Here is an 18,155-nt window from a genome sequence, read left to right as displayed (position 1 = left end):
CCATGCGGAATCGGATTGTACTGGTTTTCAGTTTCTTTTTCTTCACGTCTCTGGCAGCTGCTGATCTTGCGGCCGCAGACGACCGGACAATCTGCGTGCAGCGCGGCCATGAAGACCGCATCGCCGCGTGCTCGCGGCTGATCGCAAAGAGCGGCGGGCGCGACGCCGTGGCGTTCGACAATCGCGGTGCCGAATACGGCGACAAGGGCGACTACGATCGCGCCATCTCCGATTTCAGCGAGGCCATCCGCATCGATCCGAAATACGCGCTTGCCTGGCAGCATCGCGGCGCCGCCCTGCTTCGCCGGAACGAGTTGGATCGGGCCATCGCCGACCTGACCGTGTCGATCCGGCTCGATGCAAACAATCTGAACGCCTTGAACGACCGCGGCATGGCCTATGCCGCAGCAGGTGATTCCGAGCGCGCGCTTTCGGATTACAACGCAGCGATCCGCATTAATCCGAGGTTCAAGTTCGCCTACTTCAATCGAGGGCGGCTCTATGCCGGCAAGGGCGACCACACCCGGGCGATCGCCGAATACTCCGAGGTCATTCGCATTGACCCGACCTACGGTTATGCGTTCAACAATCGCGGCCTGTCCTATCGGGACACCGGCCAGTCCGAGCGTGCCGTGGCCGATTTCAGCGAGGCGATCCGGCTTTTGCCGAGGACGACGCTGGCCTACAACAACCGCGGCGACATCTATCTCCTTCAGGGCAGGTACGATCAAGCCCTCGCCGATTTCAATGAGTCGCTGCGCAATGATCCGCAACATCAGAGCGCGCTGGTAAACCGCGGAATGGTGTTCGAGAAGCTGGGCGAGGTCGCAAAGGCCCGCGCCGACTTCAACGCAGCTCTGGCTGCGCCGCAGAAGTACGACAGCGCGAAATGGGCGATGGACAAGGCGCGCGAACGCCTCGCCGCGCTGGACGATACGTCCATCAAGACCGTTCCCGCCACCACCACGTCGGTCATCGCGCTGCCGGGACCGTCAAGTCGAAATGACAGGCGCATCGCGCTCGTGGTCGGAAACTCCGCTTATGAGAATGTCGCAGCGCTCGCCAATCCGGCGCGCGATGCGACGCTCGTCGCCGAAACGCTCAAGCTCACCGGATTCGATTCCGTCACGCTGCTGACCGATCTGCGCAAGGATGCGTTGACCGCGGCGCTGCGCGACTTTGCAAGGCGGGCGGAAATCGCCGACTGGGCGATGGTGTATTACGCCGGTCACGGCATGGAGGTCGGCGGCGTCAACTACCTGATTCCGATCGACGCGAAGATCGTATCCGACCGCGACGTCAGCTTCGAAGCCGTGGCGCTGGATCAGGTGTTGAACGCGGCGGAACGCGCCAAGCGGCTGCGCCTCATCGTCCTCGATGCCTGCCGCGACAATCCCTTCGCCAACCGGATGAAGCGCACCATGACGCTGGCGTCGCGTTCGGTGTCGCGCGGCCTTGCGGCGATCGAGCCCGAGGCGGGCACGCTGGTGGTGTATGCCGCAAAGGACGGAGAGATGGCGCTCGACGGAGAGGGCAGGAACAGCCCGTTCGCCACGGCGTTCGTCAACAACATGCGCAAGCCCGGTCTCGAGGTGCGCCGGCTGTTCGACGTCGTGCGTGACGACGTCATGGAGGCGACCAATCGTGCACAAAAGCCGTTCAGCTACGGATCGGTCTCGGGCCGGCAGGATTTTTACTTCGTTGCCGGGAAATGAGACGCAAGGCTTTGGCTGTCGCGCCGGCCAAAATTCACGGTATGGAGCTCGAAATTCGGAATATCGTACACCCCGCCCATCCCGGCTCATCCTTGCGCGGACGAACGGCGCTGCTAGGTCGCCTCCAATGAGTGGCGCCTGTCGGAGGCATGTTGCCCCTTGGTCCATCGGCGCAAGCGCCCTGTCCGCGGGTCACGCATCGTGCCCGGCAATCGGACTTGCGACATGGGTGACATTTTCGGCGGCTCACGCCGGCCACGCCTGTCCACCGCCGTCGATCCGCAACACCTGGCCCGAGACGAAGGCACCCATGGGTCCTGCAAAAAACTCGACCACGCGCGCGACCTCGTCGACGGTGGCGATGCGGTCGAGCGTCCCGGTCTCGACCATCCGGTTGGGGTCGACCGCTCGGGTGCCAAGAAATCGGCCGGTGCGGGTGTCACCTGGCGCGATGCAGTTGACGGCGATGTCGTAGGCACGGAGCTGGTCGGCAAGACAACGCGTGTAATGCGTCACGCCGGCCTTCGCCACCGCATAGATCGAGCCGTTGGTGCGGCCCTTGAAGGCGGCGACCGAGCCGAGCGTGACGATGCGGCCGCGCCGCCGCTCCATCATGCCCTTCGCGACCGCCTGGCAGGTCAGGATGGTCGAGAGCAGGTTCCGCTCCAGCACGGCCCGTATGTCGGCTTCCTTGATGTTCACGGCATCGTTCGGATCGGGCTTGCCACCCGCAGCCGCGATATCGCCGCCCGCATTGTGCACGAGGATGTCGATCGGACCGAGAGCGGCCTCGGTTTCGGCAATCACCCGCGAGATATCGTTGGTCCTGGTGAGATCGCCAAGGACGCGCACGGTGCTCACGCCGAATTCTCGGCTGATCTCCGCGGCAACGGCAGTGAGCGTGGTGCCCTCGCCATATTCGGCCGGTCCGTTCTCGCGCATGCCGTGTATCGCGACGCTGGCACCGAGCGCGGCGAGCTTTTCCGCAAAGGCGCGGCCGAGCCCTCGCCCTGCGCCGGTCACCAGGGCCACCTGCCCAGCCAAAATCCTCGTCCCGTCAGGCGATGCCATGATCCTCTTCCTGCTATGTCAGTCAGCTGCGACATTGAAGCCGATCGCCAGCGCTTGCACCAGGCACACTGCCGGACGGCGAATTTCATCCGGTTTGGGCATTTAGCTTACCTCTATTTGGCCGCTCCTCGAGTTGGGCGCCGGACGGGCTGGAACTCGTGGGCGTGATGGTCGTTTGCTTGGCCGGGGCAGCAGTAACGATCGGGGAGAGCACGTGAACCGACGCCAGCTTGTTCAAGGGTCGGCAGTGCTGCCGGCGTTGCTGCTTGCTTCCCGATGCAGTCTGGCCGCCCCTTCGGATGACATTTTCGGGCCGTCCACCGTGAGGGACCTGGCGCGGAGGCTGGCGGGCAAGCCGTACGAGGCGCCGGACGAGAAGCTCCCGGGCGGATTGAAGGACCTGGACTACGATCAGTATCGTTCGATCCGATTTTTGCCCGAGCGGGCGCTCTGGCGCGGCAAGAATCTTCCGTTCGAAGCGCAGTTTTTCCACCGCGGCTTCTTCTACAAGAACAGAGTGAACATCTTCGAGGTCGCGGACGGAAAGGCATCCGAGCTCAAGTACCGCAAGGCGGACTTCTCCTTCGGTGAGAAGGTCCCGCCGTTCGAGGACAGCGATCTCGGGTTCGCGGGCTTCCGCATCCATGCGCCGATGAACCGTCCCGACTATTACGACGAGGTCTGCGTCTTCCTGGGCGCGAGCTATTTCCGCGCCGTGGCCAAGGGGCAGACGTACGGGCTCTCCGCCCGGGGACTTTCGATCGATACGGGCGAAGCCAAGGGCGAGGAATTTCCGCTGTTCAAGGCCTTCTGGCTCGAGCGGCCGGCACCGGGTGCGACCTCGTTGGTGATTCATGCTCTGCTCGACAGCAGGAGCTGCACCGCGAGCTACCGATTCACCGTGCGCCCCGGGGAGACGACGGTCTTCGACGTCGAGATGTCGGTCTACCCGCGCGTCGAGATGCCGCGCGCCGGTCTCGCGCCCATGACCAGCATGTTCTTTTATGGTCCGAACGACCGCAACGACATCGACGATTTCCGCCCCTCCGTCCACGATTCCGATGGCCTTGCGATCTTCAACGGGAAGGGCGAAAGCCTCTGGCGGCCGCTCAGCAATCCCCGCAATCTCCAGATCAGCACCTTCCAGGATCTCAATCCGCGTGGCTTCGGGCTGATGCAGCGGGAGAGAAACTTCTTCGCCTACCAGGACATCGAATCCAGTTTCGAAAAACGCCCAAGCCTCTGGATGGAGCCGATCGGCGATTGGGGCGAGGGCGGCGTCGTGCTGTTCGAGATCCCGACCAAGGAGGAGATCCACGACAACATTGCCGCATTCTGGCGCCCGAAAAGCCCGCTCCAGGCCAAGGGCGAACACAACTACACCTATCGGCTGCATTGGGGGCCAGATAGCCCGAAGCCGCATTCGCTGGCCAGATTTACGCGAAGCGGGATAGGGGCGAGGGGCGGAGATGCGCGCCTGTTCGTGCTTGATCTGCATGGCGACAACCTCAAGGGCGTCGATCCTGCCGCCGTCAAAGGCGTGGTGACGGCGGAGAAGTCCGAGGTGAAGAACATCGTCACGCAGCCCAATCCCTACACCGGTGGCTGGCGGCTCAGCTTCCAGTGCCGGGTCAAAGGCGAACCGATCGAGCTGCGGGCATTTCTGGCAGAAGGCGACAAGCCCTTGTCGGAAATCTGGGTCTACCGATGGGCACCCTGAGCACTGCACCGCGGCCGATTGCCGGCGATATCGCGACCCAGCGCCTGCTGCCGACGGAGGCCCCCCTTCCGATGGCTCCTGGCGACCTCGGAAAAAGCCTGGTACCCGACCGTATTCCTGCGCCGGTTGCCCCCGCAATGGCCTGGCGGCGCGGCCTCATCCTGCTCTCGACGGCGGCGCTCACGGGGGCCGGCGGATATGAGATGTATCGCGTGCTGCAGGTCGGCGGCGTCACCATCCTTGAAGCCATGGTGCTGGCGCTGTTCCTGGTCCTGCTCGCCTGGGTCGCCTTCTCGTTCGCCTCCGCGCTGGCCGGCTTCGTCGTGCTGCTGGCCCATCGTCCGGGCGCCCTCGCGCCAGAGGCGGAGTTGCCTGTGATCGCAAGCCGCACCGCCATGCTGCTTCCCACCTACAATGAAGATCCGCACCGATTGACGGCGCGGCTTCGCGCGATCATCGAATCCCTGGAGACGACCTCCCAAGGAAGGCTGTTCGACTGGTACGTTCTGAGCGACAGCACCGATCCCGACATCTGGGTCGCCGAGGAAAAAGCGCTCCTCGTGCTGCGACAAGCCGTCGGAACGCCCAGGCTGTACTATCGCCATCGAGCCGACAACACGGCTCGGAAAGCCGGCAACATCTCCGAGTGGATCACGCGGTTCGGCGGCGCCTACGACTTCATGATCGTGCTCGACGCCGACAGTCTCATGAGCGGGCAGACCATCGTCCGACTGGTCCATGCCATGGAGAGCAATCCGAGCGCCGGCCTCGTCCAGACGCTCCCCATGGTCGTCAACGCGCGAAGCCTGTTCAGCCGGGTCCAGCAATTCGCGGGCCGCCTCTACGGACCGATGATCGCCGCCGGCGTCGCCTGGTGGCACGGCTCGGAAGGTAATTACTGGGGCCACAACGCGATCATCCGGGTGAAGGCGTTCGCGGAATCGGCCGCGCTGCCGCAGTTGCGCGGGCGCAAGCCATTCGGCGGGCACATCCTGAGCCACGATTTCGTCGAGGCTGCCTTGATGCGGCGGGCCGGGTGGGGCATCTACATGCTGCCGACGCTCGGCGGGAGCTACGAAGAGGTGCCGCCTTCGCTGCTCGATTTTGCGGCGCGCGACCGACGCTGGTGTCAGGGCAATCTTCAGCATCTGGCTGTCGTGCCAGCGCGGGGCCTCCACTGGGTATCGCGTGTCCATTTCATGGTGGGCATAGGAGCGTATCTGACGGCGCCGCTGTGGCTGCTGTTCCTGCTGCTGGGAATGCTGATCTCGCTGCAGGCTCGGTTCGTGCGGCCGGAGTATTTTCCGAAGGGGTTCTCGTTGTTTCCGACCTGGCCGGCCCAGGATCCCGTGCTCGCCATCTGGGTGTTCGTCGCCACCATGGGGTTGCTGCTGTTGCCGAAGCTGCTCAGCCTGGTCCTCGTTTGGATGCGGGGCTCGGTGAGACGCCAGTTCGGCGGCGCGTTGCGTGCTTCGGCCGGAGTTCTCGCAGAGATCGTCGTGTCCGCGCTGATGGCGCCGGTGATGATGATCTTTCAGTCGATCGCCGTCGTCGAGATTCTGGCCGGCCGCGATGCCGGCTGGCAGACCCAGAGGCGCGACGACGGCACGGTGGAGCGCCGCGAGCTCTATCGGAAGTACGGCATTCCAACCCTGTGCGGCGTTGCGATGGCCGCAAGCGCGTACGCGGTTTCGGTGCCCCTTCTGCTTTGGATGTCGCCGGTCATCGTTGGGCTGCTGTTCGCCGTTCCCATAGGCGCGCTGACCGCCATGCCCGCCTCCGGAAGATTGTTTGTTACTCCCGAAGAACGAGAGCCGCCTTCCGTGCTGCGGCGAGCGAACGAACTCAGCGCGTCGGCAGACGTAGGGGGCAGCCCCGCCTTGGTGGAGCTGCGCCAAGACCCCGCGCTCCTGGCCTTCCACCTCGCGCAGCTGCTGCCTCCTCGCGCCACCAGGCCCGATACGGTCGACGCCAACCTGGCGGTCGGCCGTGCCAAGGTCGATGCAAGCGAAACTTTCGAGGAGGCCGCAGAGCATCTATCCTCGCGAGAAATCTTCTCGATCTTGAACGATGGTTCGGCGCTCTCCACAGTGTTGCAGAAGCGATGAAGCTGCGGCCTGGATCTGTCCTGCGGCCGTTTGAAGCTTTTCTCGTTGCATAGTCCGGTATTGCTCTCTCCCTTGATGGCCGGCATCCTCGAACCAAGTGCGCGGAAAAGCGCCCAAAAACGTCCAAGGAAGGAAGCACGCGATGAAGATGATCAAGGGGCCTGCGATATTCCTCGCTCAGTTCGCTGGCGATGCGGCGCCGTTCAATTCGCTCGATGCCATATGCGGATGGGCCGCCTCGCTTGGCTACAAGGGAATTCAGATTCCGAGTTGGGATGGGCGGCTCTTCGACCTGAACAAAGCCTCGGAGTCTCAGACCTATGCCGACGAGGTGAAGGGTGTTGCGGCTCGGCACGGGCTTTCCATCACCGAGCTTTCGACCCATCTGCAAGGCCAGCTCGTCGCCGTTCACCCGGCCTATGATGCGGCGTTCGACGGCTTCGCCGCGCCGGACGTGCGTGGCAATTCCAAGGCCCGCACGGAATGGGCCGTCGATCAGGTCAAGCGCGCCATCCTGGCGTCTCGGCGGCTCGGGCTGACGGCCCAGGCAACGTTTTCCGGCGCGCTTGCCTGGCCCTATGTCTATCCCTGGCCGCAGCGCCCCGCCGGCCTGATCGAGACCGCCTTCGACGAACTCGCCAAGCGCTGGCGGCCGATCCTCGACTATGCCGACGAGCACGGTGTCGATCTCGCCTATGAGATCCATCCTGGCGAGGACCTCCACGACGGTGTCTCCTACGAAATGTTTCTCGAGCGGGTGAACAATCATCCGCGCGCGAACCTGCTCTACGATCCCTCGCACTTCGTGCTGCAACAGCTCGACTATCTCGACTACATCGACATCTACCACCAGCGCATTAAGGCGTTTCACGTCAAGGACGCCGAATTCAATCCGACCGGTCGCCAGGGCGTCTATGGCGGTTTCCAGAGCTGGGTCGACCGTGCCGGCCGCTTCCGCTCACTCGGCGACGGTCAGGTCGATTTCGGCGCCATTTTCTCCAAGCTCACGCAATACGATTACGACAGCTGGGCGGTGCTCGAGTGGGAGTGTGCCCTGAAACATCCCGAGCAAGGCGCGGCCGAAGGCGCCGAGTTCATCCAAAACCATATCATAAGGGTGACGGAGAAAGCCTTCGACGATTTCGCAGGCGGCGGCGCTGACGCGGCTGCCAACCGCAAGATGCTCGGCATCTCCTAAAAGAGAGGGTGCAACATGGCGATCGAAGCAAGCAATGAAACCGGCGGCCATCGCCGTATCCGCCTCGGCATGGTCGGCGGGGGCCAAGGCGCCTTCATCGGTGCCGTCCACCGCATTGCCGCGCGCATCGACGACCAGTTCGAGCTGGTCGCCGGCGCGCTCGCGTCGGATCCGGTTCGCGCCAAGACGTCCGCAAAGGAGCTCGGTATCGCCGACGACCGGGCCTATGGCTCGTTCGAGGAGATGGCGCGGGCTGAAGCGGCGAGGGCGGATGCCATCGAGGCGGTCGCGATCGTGACGCCCAACCACATGCACCGCCCGGTCGCGAAAGCCTTCCTCGAAACCGGCATCCACGTCATCTGCGACAAGCCGCTGACGACGACCGTTGCAGAGGCCGAGGAACTGGTGGCGCTGGTCAGGAAGACCGGCAGGATCTTCGTCGTCACGCACAATTACACCGGCTATCCCATGATCCGGCAAGCGCGCGCCATGGTCGCGAATGGCGATCTCGGCGAGATCCGTCTCGTCAAGGTCGAGTATCTGCAGGATTGGCTGACCGAGCCATTGGAAACCACCGGCCAGAAGCAGGCGGCGTGGCGCACCGACCCGTCCCGGTCCGGCGCCGGCGGGTGCATCGGCGACATCGGCACCCATGCTTACAATCTTGCCTGCTTCGTCAGCGGGCTCGAGCTCGACGAATTGCTCGCGCAATTGTCGACCTTCGTCGAGGGACGGCGGCTCGACGATGATGTCCAGATCCTCCTGAAGTGGAAGGGCGGCGCCAAGGGCATGCTGTGGGCGAGTCAGGTTGCCGTCGGCAACGAGAACGGGCTCACGCTGCGCGTCTACGGCAGCAAAGGCGGCCTCGAATGGGCGCAGGAGAATCCGAACCATCTCTGGTTCACACCCTACGGCAAGCCCAGGCAGCTCCTGACCCGCGGCGGAGCCGGCGCAATGGGCGAGGCCGCCCGCGTTAGCCGCATCCCATCAGGCCACCCTGAGGGCTACCTTGAAGGCTTCGCAACGATCTATGCCGAGGCGGCGCGCGCCATCCGCGCGGCAGCGGCCGGTGAAAAGCCGCATCCCGATGTCGTCTTCCCGACGGTCGAGGATGGCCTCGCCGGCGTGAAGTTGATCGAGGCTGCGGTGAAGTCGTCCGCGGGTAATGGCGTCTGGGTTCGAATGACGTAAGGCGGTCGCGAAGCCGCGGAACCCGTTGTCGACGGATCTGCTCTATATGGATGCAATCATGACCCATGACTTCGCTTTGTCGAGTACCGCCGAGTGAGACAACTCGCACGGCATTCGGTGCGTCACGTCATGCGACAGCTTGCGGCGCCCGGCGTCCGCACGAAAAATGCATCAAATGCGAGCAATTGTGGCGCCTGCAATTTGCATGCTGACTATGGGCTACCTCACACATCTGAAATTTCCGCTCTCACAAATTGCTGACGCGGAGCCAAGGCGAGTTCCATTGCTTTGTCTAACCTAGATTGTATGGTGCCCGTAAGAGCATCCGGTCTGATCGACGATGTGCGGCCAATCGGCGCTGTCCGTGTCCTAGTGATCATGATCATAAGAAGAGTGTTCGCCCCCGGATAGAATGAGGGACAGAAGACAATGACCGAAGGAAAAGGACAATGTCGCTGCTCCAGATCAATCTCTTCGGCGGTGTCGAGGTCGTGTGTGCGACCGGCGAGTCGGTGTTGATCCCCAGTCGCAAGGCTGCAACTCTCCTGGGCTACGTGGCGCTCAGTTCCCCTCGCGCCATTTCGCGCGGCAAGCTCGCGACGCTGTTGTGGGACGGTCATTTCGGCGATCGCGCGCGCGCCAGTCTTCGACAAGCCCTGCTCACGTTGCGGCGTGAGCTGCCGCGATATTCGGATGTGATCCTGGCCGATCGCGATGATATACGCATCTGTCCGAACAGCATCAACACCGATGTCGGGGAATTCGAGCGGCTTTTGACGGGAGGGGATCCCGAACGTCTGGCCCGCGCGGCGGTGCTTTATCGCGGCGACCTTCTCGAGGGCATCGGCTCGACTTCATGCCAATTCGAGGCCTGGCTGTCTGCCGAGCGCCAGCGACTGCGGACCCAGGCGATGCGGGCGCTTGCGGGCCTGCTCGACTCCGGCGGGCGCGAACACATGGATATCGCGATCGCACTCGCGCTACGGATCCTCGCAATCGACCCGTTGCAGGAAGAGATCCATCGCATCTTGATGCGCTGTTACGCGCAGCAAGGCCGCCGGACCGATGCGCTCCGTCAGTACGATCTCTGCCGCTCCGTACTGTGGCGCGAGGTTCGCGCAGCGCCGGAGCGAGAGACGGAACGGCTGCAGCTCGAAATCCGGCACACGTTCCGAGCCGCTGTGAGATCTACTTCACTCAAATTGCCTCGCGATAAGAATTCTGACGCAACTTTCACGCTCGACGTGACGCCTGCATCACGATCCCTGTCGTAGCCTTCAGCCGCTCGCACAATCGTGCGCAGTGATCCCGCCTCCCTGTGGGGAGCGCGTGTCGCTCACGGCTCAAGCACTTCATCAGGAGATTTTGAACATGACTGGATTTCAGCAACAGACTGAGGACTACGGCCAATTGGACCCGCAGGGGATCTTCGGCTCGATCCTCGGCGGCGCGGCCGGACGCGTTATCGGCAACCTGCTCGGCGGCAAGAAGGGGAAGCAGATCGGCGGCGCGATCGGCAACATCGGTGGTGGCTTCCTGCCGTTCTCGGCCGGTCCGGACATGCAAGGTACCGTGCAGGTCTCCGACATGGAGTTGCAGGGCTTCTGGAGCGTGCTGAAGAAGATCGGCCAGGGCGTGCAGACCGGCGTGAATGTCGGCAAGCAGCTCGGCGTGTTCAGCGCCCAGCCTGGCCTGGAGCCCGCGGCGGCGCAGGTTTCCGACATGGAGCTGCAGAGCTTCTGGAGCGTGCTGAAGAAGATCGGTCAGGGCGTGCAGACCGGCGTGAATGTCGGCAAGCAGCTTGGCGTGTTCAGCGCCCAGCCCGGCTTGGAGCCCGCCGCGGCGCAGGTTTCCGACATCGAGCTGCAGAGCTTCTGGAGCGTGCTGAAGAAGATCGGCCAGGGTGCCCAGACCGGCCTCGATATCGGTCGCCAGCTCGGCGTGTTCAGTGCCGGCCCCGGCGGTCAGCCTGCCGCGGCGCAAGTCTCCGACATGGAGCTGCAGAGCTTCTGGAGCGTGCTGAAGAAGATCGGCCAGGGCGTGCAGACCGGCTTGGACGTCGGCAAGCAGCTCGGCGTGTTCAGCGCCCAGCCCGGCCTGCAGCCCGCGGCGGCGGAGGTCTCCGACATGGAGCTGCAGGGCTTCTGGAGCGTGCTGAAGAAGATCGGGCAGGGCGTGCAGACCGGCTTGGATGTGGGCAAGCAGCTCGGCGTGTTCAGCGCCCAGCCCGGCCTGCAACCCGCGGCGGCGCAAGTCTCCGACATGGAGCTGCAGAGCTTCTGGAGCGTGCTGAAGAAGATCGGCCAGGGCGTGCAGACCGGCTTGGATGTGGGCAAGCAGCTCGGCGTGTTCAGCGCCCAGCCCGGCCTGCAGCCCGCGGCGGCGCAGGTCTCCGACATCGAGCTGCAGGGCTTCTGGAGCGTGCTGAAGAAGATCGGCCAGGGCGCCCAGACCGGCCTCGATATCGGCCGTCAGCTCGGAGTCTTCAACGCCGGCCAGCCCGCTGGCACGATGCACTAGACCCAACGCGTGGGGGCGGGCGCAAGCCCGCCCTCTGCGCTTAGACGTGAATGGAAACCAGATGGCCGATTCAACCGCGTCGCAGCAATTCATCGTGCAGGGAGGCCCGGTCCAATCCGGTGAGCTCAACGAACACTTGCAGCGTGAACCCGGCGTGAAGCGAGTCGCGCAAGTCGCACCCGATGTCGTCATCCTGTCGATGACGACGACACAGGCCGATCGCCTGAAATCGACGTTTGCCACGCTGGTGGTCGAACCGGATTCAGCGCTGAAGCCATTCGATGCCGACTGACGTCGGTGGGCAAACATTGGACACGCAAAACATCAAGGAGGCCGCAGATGGCCACGAAAGGCAAATCAGGAACTTCCACGCAGGGCGAGCACGACGCGACCGAAGCCGCGATGAACGGCAACGGGTCCGTTCCGGACCAGGGCACCGCTCCATCATCGTCACGGGGGCAGGAGCCCGCAACGATCGCAGCGCGCCCGGCGCAATTCATGATCGCGCCGCAGCAGCAGCCCGGGCTTGCGACCTTCAGCGTCGATTTCCTGACTCAGCAGCTCAGCAACAGTCCCGACATCGAAGTGGTGAAAACGGTCTCTCCGCCGCGCCTGTTCGGATTTCAGAGCGCAGAGCTCGGACAAGTGCCGCTCAGCCCGCTGGTCCTCGCCAAGATGACTCCTGACAAGGCCAAGTTGCTGCAGACCCAGGCGGGACAGCGTTGCGCGGTGGAGCGCGACGAGCGGCTGAGCTACATGCTCGATCCGACCACGCCGCAGCTGCCCAATCCGGGGGTGCTGACACCGCTGGCCGACGGCTTCACGACCACGATCGAAGTGCTGGGCCAGGATGGTCCGCTGCCTGAAGCCGAGGTTTATGTGTTCGGCAGCATGTGGCCGGCCCAAGGCATCACCGACGCCACCGGCCGCGCCACAGTGACCCTGCAAGGCGAAAGACCCGAGACCATCCGCTCGATCCTGGTCAAACCGAAGATCGACTACTGGACCTTCTGGCTCGATCGTCCGCAGCTCGTTCCTAACAGCGTCAACCGGATCGTTGCCAGGGCGCTCGGCGCGGTGTTGCGGAATTTCCCCGGCCAGCAATTGATAGGATGGGGTGAGCGCGCGATGGGCCTTGATCGTCTGCCTCCGTCCTTCGATGGCGCCGGCATGAAGATCGCAGTCATCGATTCCGGCCTGGCGCCGACCCATCGCAATCTGCACGGCATCACGGCAGGCACCAGTATCGTCGGGACCGACAAGGCGGCCTGGACCGTCGATACGATCGGCCACGGATCGCATTGCGCTGGAATCATCGCTGGCGGACCCGTCGGCGCCGGTGGCGGCATCCGCGGCTTCGCTCCCGCGGCGGAAATCCACGTCTGCCGCATCTTCCCCGGCGGCCGGTTCAGCGATCTCGTCTCCGCGCTCGATTACTGCATGGAGCATGGCATCGATGTTGCCAATATGAGCCTGGGCGGCGGCGAGCCTTCGCGCATTATCGAGGAACGCATCATCCGGGCCAAGCAAATGGGTATGGCCTGCATCATCGCCGCGGGCAATTCCTCGGGGCCGGTGCAGTTTCCCGCGTCGACGCCGCATTGCCTGGCGGTTGCCGCGATCGGCAAGTGGGGCGAATTCCCCAACGACAGCTATCACTCGCAGCAGGCCCTCGACGGCTTCCAGAGCCGCGACGGATATTTTCCGGCAAAGTTCTCCTGCTTCGGTCCGGAGGTCGACGTCTGCGCGCCTGGTGTGGCGATCGTCTCGTCGCTTCCCGCCGATGGCTTCGGAGCATGGGACGGCACCTCGATGGCGACTCCCCATGTCACGGGCCTGGCCGCGCTGGTGCTGGCGCATCATCCGGACTTCACCAAAGGCAACTTTCAGAATCGCGACGCACGCCGTGTCGAGCGGCTGTTCCAAATTCTGAAGGAAACCGCGACGCCGCTGCAGTTTGGCGACCCAAATCGGACCGGCGCGGGATTGCCGAACGTGATGCGGGCACTCGGCCTGGAAACCGGCGTCGCCCCGGTGATCGCCGCCGCTACCGCAACCGACCCTGCGCTGGCAACGTTGCGGCGTCTGCTTGGATTGCAGTCGGTCGAAGCGCCGAGCATGGTTCCCGTGGGGTCGCCGCCGCCGTCCGCCGATCCCGTGCACGGCAGTGCGATCCACGTGGCGCGCGGTCCGGCACAAACGGCGGCCGCAATGAATCTGCAGTCCGTCGATCCGATCAAGAACGGATCGAGCTCCGTCGCTCACGGTCCCGCACAGACCGCAGGCGCGGCAGTCGCGCCCATGATGGTGGATCCGAATCCGGCGCAGATCCGGGAAATCATGCACAGGGTGGGATTGCTCTAACGCGCGTCCTTGGCATCTCAGAAAGGGGCACAGCAGCAGCTGTGCCCCGAGTGCCGACTGCCTTGAGGCAATTGCTGCGGCCGCTCGCCTTGGGAACATGGTGGATTGTTTGCCGCGTCCTGGATTTTCCTTCGCGGCGTCGTGCCGCACAGGCGCAGCTTGGAACTCTCGCGCCCGATCGAAACTTGACTCCGCGGGTCAGCATCGCCGCCGATCGCTGGCCTGCACGGCCCCGCCTCCAAGCCCCCCATACCCCCCTGGGTGGGGCCGTGCTTCCAAGCAGGAGGTGCAATTGTCCGAGCCGACCGAGCAAGAGATCAGAGAACGCGCGCACCAATTGTGGGAGCAGGCGGGCAAGCCCGAAGGGCGCGAGGAGGAATTTTGGCACGCGGCGGAGCAGGAGCTGCGCAACGAGGACAGGTCGAGCACGCTGCGGACGCCGGATACGCTGTGACCGACAAGACCTGCCCATTCTGCCAGGGTCTTGGATGGGTCTGCGAAAACCATCCGCTCCGGGTCTGGAGCGAGAAGCTCGGCGGCTGCCGCTGTGGCGAGGGCATGCCCTGCTCCTGCAACACGACTGAGGACCCTGAAATCAGGGTGGTGATCGTCGAAGCCGACACGACGTGGCACTAGCGGCGCCCAACCGATGCCTGCTCGGCTGGTCACTTCCGAAACGCTGCACCTCAGGGAACGGACCATCCCGGAAAGGAATTTAGTGTCCGCACGGCTCCGACAACAATTCTTTCCGCGGCAGTTTCGGTGGTGGACGAGCAGAAGAAGCTAGAGCACCAGATCGAACTCGCAACGCGAGCGGCCTCGCTCGTCAGGGATGAAATTACCGGACAACGCTTCAGGAGCTTCGCGGAGGAACTGAAACGAAAGCTGCTTCGCATAATGCGCCGTGGCAAGGTGCGCACACGCGCCTATGAGCTCTGGGAGCAGGCGGGACGGCCGAGCAATCGCGAGTTGGAGTTCTGGCTGGAAGCCGAACGTCAGATCGAAGATGAACGCGAGGAGCGAAAGAGCTCGGGCGCTTCATAGCGCCGGGCGGTATCTCCGTCCTCTGCGCGCGGACCGCAGGTTCCGGTCGCGCGAGCAAGAAAAAAGCCGCCGGGTTCTTCACCCTGGCGGCGTCGTAAAGTCCGTAGCTGTTGATCGTCTTCCCAGCCTCGTGCGTACCGCCGTTACCTTGTTTGCGGCCATGCCCGATCCTTGTAGGCGATGGTGCGCGATTCCGCTGTGATCTGGAGCACACAGTGGAGAGGATTCGCTGTCACGTTCTGACGGCCGCGCTGCGCTGCAACCATCAGCGCGCTCACGAGCCCCTCAGGTCCGGTACCACGCCGCCAGGTTCCACGTGATGGTGTCCCAGCCGGAGATGTCGATCATCAAATTGTTGGCGCCGGCGTTGACGACGTGGCGCGACAGCAGCGGCAGGAACACGTTTGCCTCGCAGAAGATCTCGTCGACCTTCATCAGCAGCGCGGCGCGCTTGACCGGATCGAGCTCGTTCTGCGCGGCCTTGTAGGCTTTGTCGGCTTCGGGGTCGGAATAGCGCGAATTGTTGCGGCCGAGCCATTTGTTGTCTTTGGTGGCGATCTCCCAGGACACGCACTGGTTCAAGAGGCGCTCCGGATCGGGCTGCGGCTGCGTGGTGTTGTACATCTCCATGTCGGCATAGAATTTCGAGTAGGTGTCGGGATTGCCGACGTCGGATGAGAAGAACACGGAGGCGGTGACCGCCTTGATCTCGATGTCGATGCCGGCCTTCTGGCACGCCTGCTTGATGATGGCCTGCGTCTTCTGCCGCGGCGCGTTGGTCGAGGTCTGGAATACGTATTTGAGCTTCTTGCCGTCCTTCTCCCGGATGCCGTCCGCGCCCTTGGTCCAGCCGGCCTCGTCGAGGATCTTGTTGGCCTTGTCGATGTCGAACTCGTATTTCAGCTTGGGCGACTTGAACTGCTTGGGCGCGTTGACGAAGCTCGCGGTGGCGATGGCGCCGCGGCCGTAGATGAACTTCTGGATCGAATCGCGGTCGATCAGGAAGTTGATCGCGCGGCGAACGGCGGGATCGGACAGCGTCGGATGCTTGGTCTTGACGCTCGAGCGCTCGCCGTCGACCTCGGTCCAGGGGTCCGTCGTGTTGAGGATGATGAACTCGACATTGCCGGAAGGCGTGATCTCGAGCTTGCCCTTGCCGCCGGCCTCCATGCGCTTGAGGACCTCCTCCTCCACCTGCATGTTCCAGGCGAAGTCGTACTCGCCGGTCTGCAGCACGGCGCGCGCCGCGGACACCGCGTCGCCGCCGCCCTTGATCTCGACCATGTCGAAATGCGGCTGGTTCTTGATGTGATAGTCGGGATTGCGCTCGGCGCGGATCATGTCGCCGGGCTTGAACTCGACGAATTTGTACGGGCCGGTGCCGACCGGCTTCAGATTGCCCGGCGCTTCGCGCGACTTGGCCCCGACATACTCGCCGAAATGATGCTTCGGCAGGATCATCCCGACCGAGCCGACGAACGGATCCGCCCAGAACGGCGTCGGCGCCCGGAAGATCACCTTGACAGCGTGGTCGTCGATCTTCTCGACCTTGATGTCCTTGTAGGAGCCCGTGGTGTAGGCCGCGGTGGCGAGATCTGCGGCGTATTGCCAGGTGAAGACGACGTCGTCGGCGGTGAAGGGCTTGCCGTCATGCCAGGTCACGCCCCGCTTCAGCTTCCAGATCACGCTCATGCCGTCGGCCGCAAGGCCGCCGTTCGCCTTGGTCGGCGCCTCGGCGGCGAGGCAGGGAATGAGGTTGCCCTCCTTGTCCCAGCCGGCGAGCGGCTCGAAGAAGATGCGCGAGGCGATCTGGTCCTTGGTGCCGAGCGCGAAATGCGGATTGAGCAGGGTGGGCGCCTGCCAGAGCAGCATCTTGAGCGTGCCGCCGCCGCCGGCCTTGGCCGGCTTGTACGGCAGCGTGGCGTCAGCCATCGCGACGTCGTGCCAGACCAAGATCTGGCTCGCGATCGGCGCCGCGATTCCGACCGCGGCCATTGTCCTGATGAATGAGCGCCGCGACAGCGTGCCTTGCTTCACCTCTGCGACCAGATTGCGGATTTCGTTCTCGTTCATTGGATGATCCCCACTTCGTCGCCACCGGCTCAGTGCGCGCTAACTCAGCACGTCGGGCGTGGTGGAGTCAAAGAGAAGGACGCCGGCCCGGCTGCGGATGGAACGAAAGTGTAATCCGGGATTCTTGCCACGAGCGGCAGCAGCCCTGCTTGCGCGGCGCTTCATCCGGGTTACGCGCGCGCACTTTGTCGCACTCTGCATTCGTTTTCCGTTTGCGGCCGAATGGAGAAAGGCTGGCCCCGAGCCGCGGACAATTTGGATTTCCATTTCATTGATTTCGCACCGCAGAAAAGGGAATACGGGTCCGTTGCCGCAAGACCCAAGGAGACCAAGATGCCGTTTCGCCTTCCCCTGATTCTCTCTGCCGTGCTGGCCGCATGGTCCGCCGCAGCCGCGGCCGAGACCATCAAGATCGGCGTGACGCCCGGGCCACATGCGCAGATCCTCGAAGCGGTGAAGCCGATCGCCGCCAAGCAGGGCCTCGACATCCAGCTGCTAGAATTCTCCGATTACGTGGTGCCGAACGCCGCGCTCGATGCCGGCGAGATCCAGGCCAATTCGTTTCAGAACCAGCCTTACCTGGACAACCAGAAGGCCGACCGCGGCTACAAGATCGAATCCGTCGGTCTGACCGTGAACTTCCCGATCGGCGTCTACTCGAAGAAGCACAAGGCCTTCGGCGACATCCCCGCGGGCGGCAAGGTCTCGATCCCGAACGACCCGACCAATGGCGGCCGCGTGCTGCTGCTGCTGCGCGACAAGGGCGTGATCAAGCTGAAGGACGGCACCGGCTTCAAGCCGACCGTGCTCGACATCACCGACAATCCCAAGAAGCTGAAGTTCATCGAGGTCGACGCGGCGCAGGCCCCGCGCGCGCTCGACGACGTCGATGCCGCCGCGATCAACACCAACTATGCAACCCAGGCGGGCCTCGATCCGGTCAAGGATCCGATCCTGCGCGAGGACCCGAAGGGGCCCTATGTCAACCTGATCGCGGTGCGCAGCGCCGACAAGGACAAGCCTTGGGTCAAGATCCTCGTGGACAGCTACCACACGCCTGAGGTCAAGGAGTTCGTCCTGACCAAGTTCAAGGGCGCGGTGCTGCCGAGCTGGTAGGCAATCTGCCCGCCCAGAGTCCACATGAAGGCGAT

Annotated in this window: 15 protein-coding genes; 13 read left to right on the top strand and 2 right to left on the bottom strand. The window is 63.8% G+C overall.

The annotated features are described in order from the left end of the window. The first annotated feature begins 95 nt into the window (after nt 1-95). On the top strand, nt 96-1,715 hold the full coding sequence (locus I6F20_RS11210) for a tetratricopeptide repeat protein (protein ID WP_225126210.1): 1,620 nt from the start codon (nt 96-98) through the stop codon (nt 1,713-1,715). A gap of 246 nt (nt 1,716-1,961) precedes the next feature. Here the strand turns inward: I6F20_RS11210 and I6F20_RS11205 are convergent, their stop codons facing one another. Then, a complete protein-coding gene (locus tag I6F20_RS11205; RefSeq protein WP_225126209.1) occupies nt 1,962-2,786 on the bottom strand; it encodes an SDR family NAD(P)-dependent oxidoreductase in 825 nt (274 codons plus the stop codon). Nucleotides 2,787-3,000: 214 nt separating this feature from the next. On the opposite strand from I6F20_RS11205, the gene I6F20_RS11200 reads away from it, so the two are divergent. The 11 genes from I6F20_RS11200 to I6F20_RS38155 all read left to right on the top strand — a co-directional run bounded on the left by I6F20_RS11200 (nt 3,001) and on the right by I6F20_RS38155 (nt 14,931). Beyond that, nucleotides 3,001-4,506 (top strand): glucan biosynthesis protein G, encoded by a 1,506-nt coding sequence (locus I6F20_RS11200; protein ID WP_225126208.1) that lies wholly within the window; start codon nt 3,001-3,003, stop codon nt 4,504-4,506. Continuing rightward, a complete protein-coding gene (gene mdoH / locus I6F20_RS11195) occupies nt 4,494-6,614 on the top strand; it encodes a glucans biosynthesis glucosyltransferase MdoH (RefSeq protein WP_225126207.1) in 2,121 nt (706 codons plus the stop codon). The genes I6F20_RS11200 and mdoH overlap by 13 nt, the downstream gene beginning before the upstream one ends. Before the next feature lie 142 nt (nt 6,615-6,756). Further along, complete coding sequence (locus tag I6F20_RS11190; protein ID WP_225126206.1) at nt 6,757-7,812, top strand: sugar phosphate isomerase/epimerase family protein; 1,056 nt, start codon at nt 6,757-6,759, stop codon at nt 7,810-7,812. Between the two features lie 15 nt (nt 7,813-7,827). Continuing rightward, nucleotides 7,828-9,003, top strand: coding sequence for a Gfo/Idh/MocA family protein (locus tag I6F20_RS11185; RefSeq protein ID WP_225126205.1), 1,176 nt, complete (start codon nt 7,828-7,830; stop codon nt 9,001-9,003). A gap of 449 nt (nt 9,004-9,452) precedes the next feature. Then, nucleotides 9,453-10,277 carry an AfsR/SARP family transcriptional regulator gene (locus tag I6F20_RS11180; RefSeq protein WP_109144836.1) on the top strand — a complete coding sequence of 275 codons (825 nt, stop codon included), beginning with the start codon at nt 9,453-9,455 and terminating at the stop codon, nt 10,275-10,277. 97 nt (nt 10,278-10,374) lie between these two features. Next, nucleotides 10,375-11,523, top strand: coding sequence for a hypothetical protein (locus tag I6F20_RS11175; RefSeq protein WP_225126204.1), 1,149 nt, complete (start codon nt 10,375-10,377; stop codon nt 11,521-11,523). 61 nt (nt 11,524-11,584) lie between these two features. Continuing rightward, nucleotides 11,585-11,815, top strand: coding sequence for a hypothetical protein (locus tag I6F20_RS11170; RefSeq protein ID WP_036006916.1), 231 nt, complete (start codon nt 11,585-11,587; stop codon nt 11,813-11,815). Nucleotides 11,816-11,862: 47 nt separating this feature from the next. Continuing rightward, nucleotides 11,863-13,887, top strand: coding sequence for a S8 family serine peptidase (locus I6F20_RS11165; protein ID WP_225126202.1), 2,025 nt, complete (start codon nt 11,863-11,865; stop codon nt 13,885-13,887). A gap of 292 nt (nt 13,888-14,179) precedes the next feature. After that, nucleotides 14,180-14,341 (top strand): DUF2934 domain-containing protein, encoded by a 162-nt coding sequence (locus tag I6F20_RS11160; protein WP_074447557.1) that lies wholly within the window; start codon nt 14,180-14,182, stop codon nt 14,339-14,341. Continuing rightward, nucleotides 14,338-14,523, top strand: coding sequence for a hypothetical protein (locus tag I6F20_RS11155; RefSeq protein WP_074447556.1), 186 nt, complete (start codon nt 14,338-14,340; stop codon nt 14,521-14,523). Before I6F20_RS11160 ends, I6F20_RS11155 begins: the two co-directional genes overlap by 4 nt. 129 nt (nt 14,524-14,652) lie before the next feature. Continuing rightward, nucleotides 14,653-14,931, top strand: a complete 279-nt coding sequence (locus I6F20_RS38155) for a DUF2934 domain-containing protein (protein ID WP_225126200.1) — start codon at nt 14,653-14,655, stop codon at nt 14,929-14,931. A 285-nt stretch (nt 14,932-15,216) separates the two neighbouring features. Here the strand turns inward: I6F20_RS38155 and I6F20_RS11145 are convergent, their stop codons facing one another. Further along, nucleotides 15,217-17,004: a peptide ABC transporter substrate-binding protein gene (locus I6F20_RS11145; protein ID WP_057026455.1), complete on the bottom strand. Its 1,788-nt coding sequence runs from the start codon at nt 17,002-17,004 to the stop codon at nt 15,217-15,219. A gap of 333 nt (nt 17,005-17,337) precedes the next feature. On the opposite strand from I6F20_RS11145, the gene I6F20_RS11140 reads away from it, so the two are divergent. After that, nucleotides 17,338-18,120, top strand: coding sequence for a MetQ/NlpA family ABC transporter substrate-binding protein (locus I6F20_RS11140; RefSeq protein ID WP_036027487.1), 783 nt, complete (start codon nt 17,338-17,340; stop codon nt 18,118-18,120). Nucleotides 18,121-18,155 lie beyond the last annotated feature (35 nt).

Origin of the sequence: Bradyrhizobium sp. IC3123, from assembly GCF_020193625.1 — a bacterium.
GTDB classification, from domain to species: domain Bacteria; phylum Pseudomonadota; class Alphaproteobacteria; order Rhizobiales; family Xanthobacteraceae; genus Bradyrhizobium; species Bradyrhizobium yuanmingense.
Note: the sequence above shows the minus strand (reverse complement) of the source record. Positions and strands in the feature narration are given on the sequence as shown.

Excerpts from the sequence above, each read along its gene's own strand:
- mdoH (WP_225126207.1), top strand. The coding sequence starts at position 4,494 with ATGGGCACCCTGAGCACTGCACCGCGGCCGATTGCCGGCGATATCGCG.
- I6F20_RS11190 (WP_225126206.1), top strand. The coding sequence starts at position 6,757 with ATGAAGATGATCAAGGGGCCTGCGATATTCCTCGCTCAGTTCGCTGGC.
- I6F20_RS11170 (WP_036006916.1), top strand. The coding sequence starts at position 11,585 with ATGGCCGATTCAACCGCGTCGCAGCAATTCATCGTGCAGGGAGGCCCG.
- I6F20_RS11180 (WP_109144836.1), top strand. The coding sequence starts at position 9,453 with ATGTCGCTGCTCCAGATCAATCTCTTCGGCGGTGTCGAGGTCGTGTGT.
- I6F20_RS11205 (WP_225126209.1), bottom strand. The coding sequence starts at position 2,786 with ATGGCATCGCCTGACGGGACGAGGATTTTGGCTGGGCAGGTGGCCCTG.
- I6F20_RS11185 (WP_225126205.1), top strand. The coding sequence starts at position 7,828 with ATGGCGATCGAAGCAAGCAATGAAACCGGCGGCCATCGCCGTATCCGC.
- I6F20_RS11140 (WP_036027487.1), top strand. The coding sequence starts at position 17,338 with ATGCCGTTTCGCCTTCCCCTGATTCTCTCTGCCGTGCTGGCCGCATGG.
- I6F20_RS11175 (WP_225126204.1), top strand. The coding sequence starts at position 10,375 with ATGACTGGATTTCAGCAACAGACTGAGGACTACGGCCAATTGGACCCG.
- I6F20_RS11165 (WP_225126202.1), top strand. The coding sequence starts at position 11,863 with ATGGCCACGAAAGGCAAATCAGGAACTTCCACGCAGGGCGAGCACGAC.
- I6F20_RS11145 (WP_057026455.1), bottom strand. The coding sequence starts at position 17,004 with ATGAACGAGAACGAAATCCGCAATCTGGTCGCAGAGGTGAAGCAAGGC.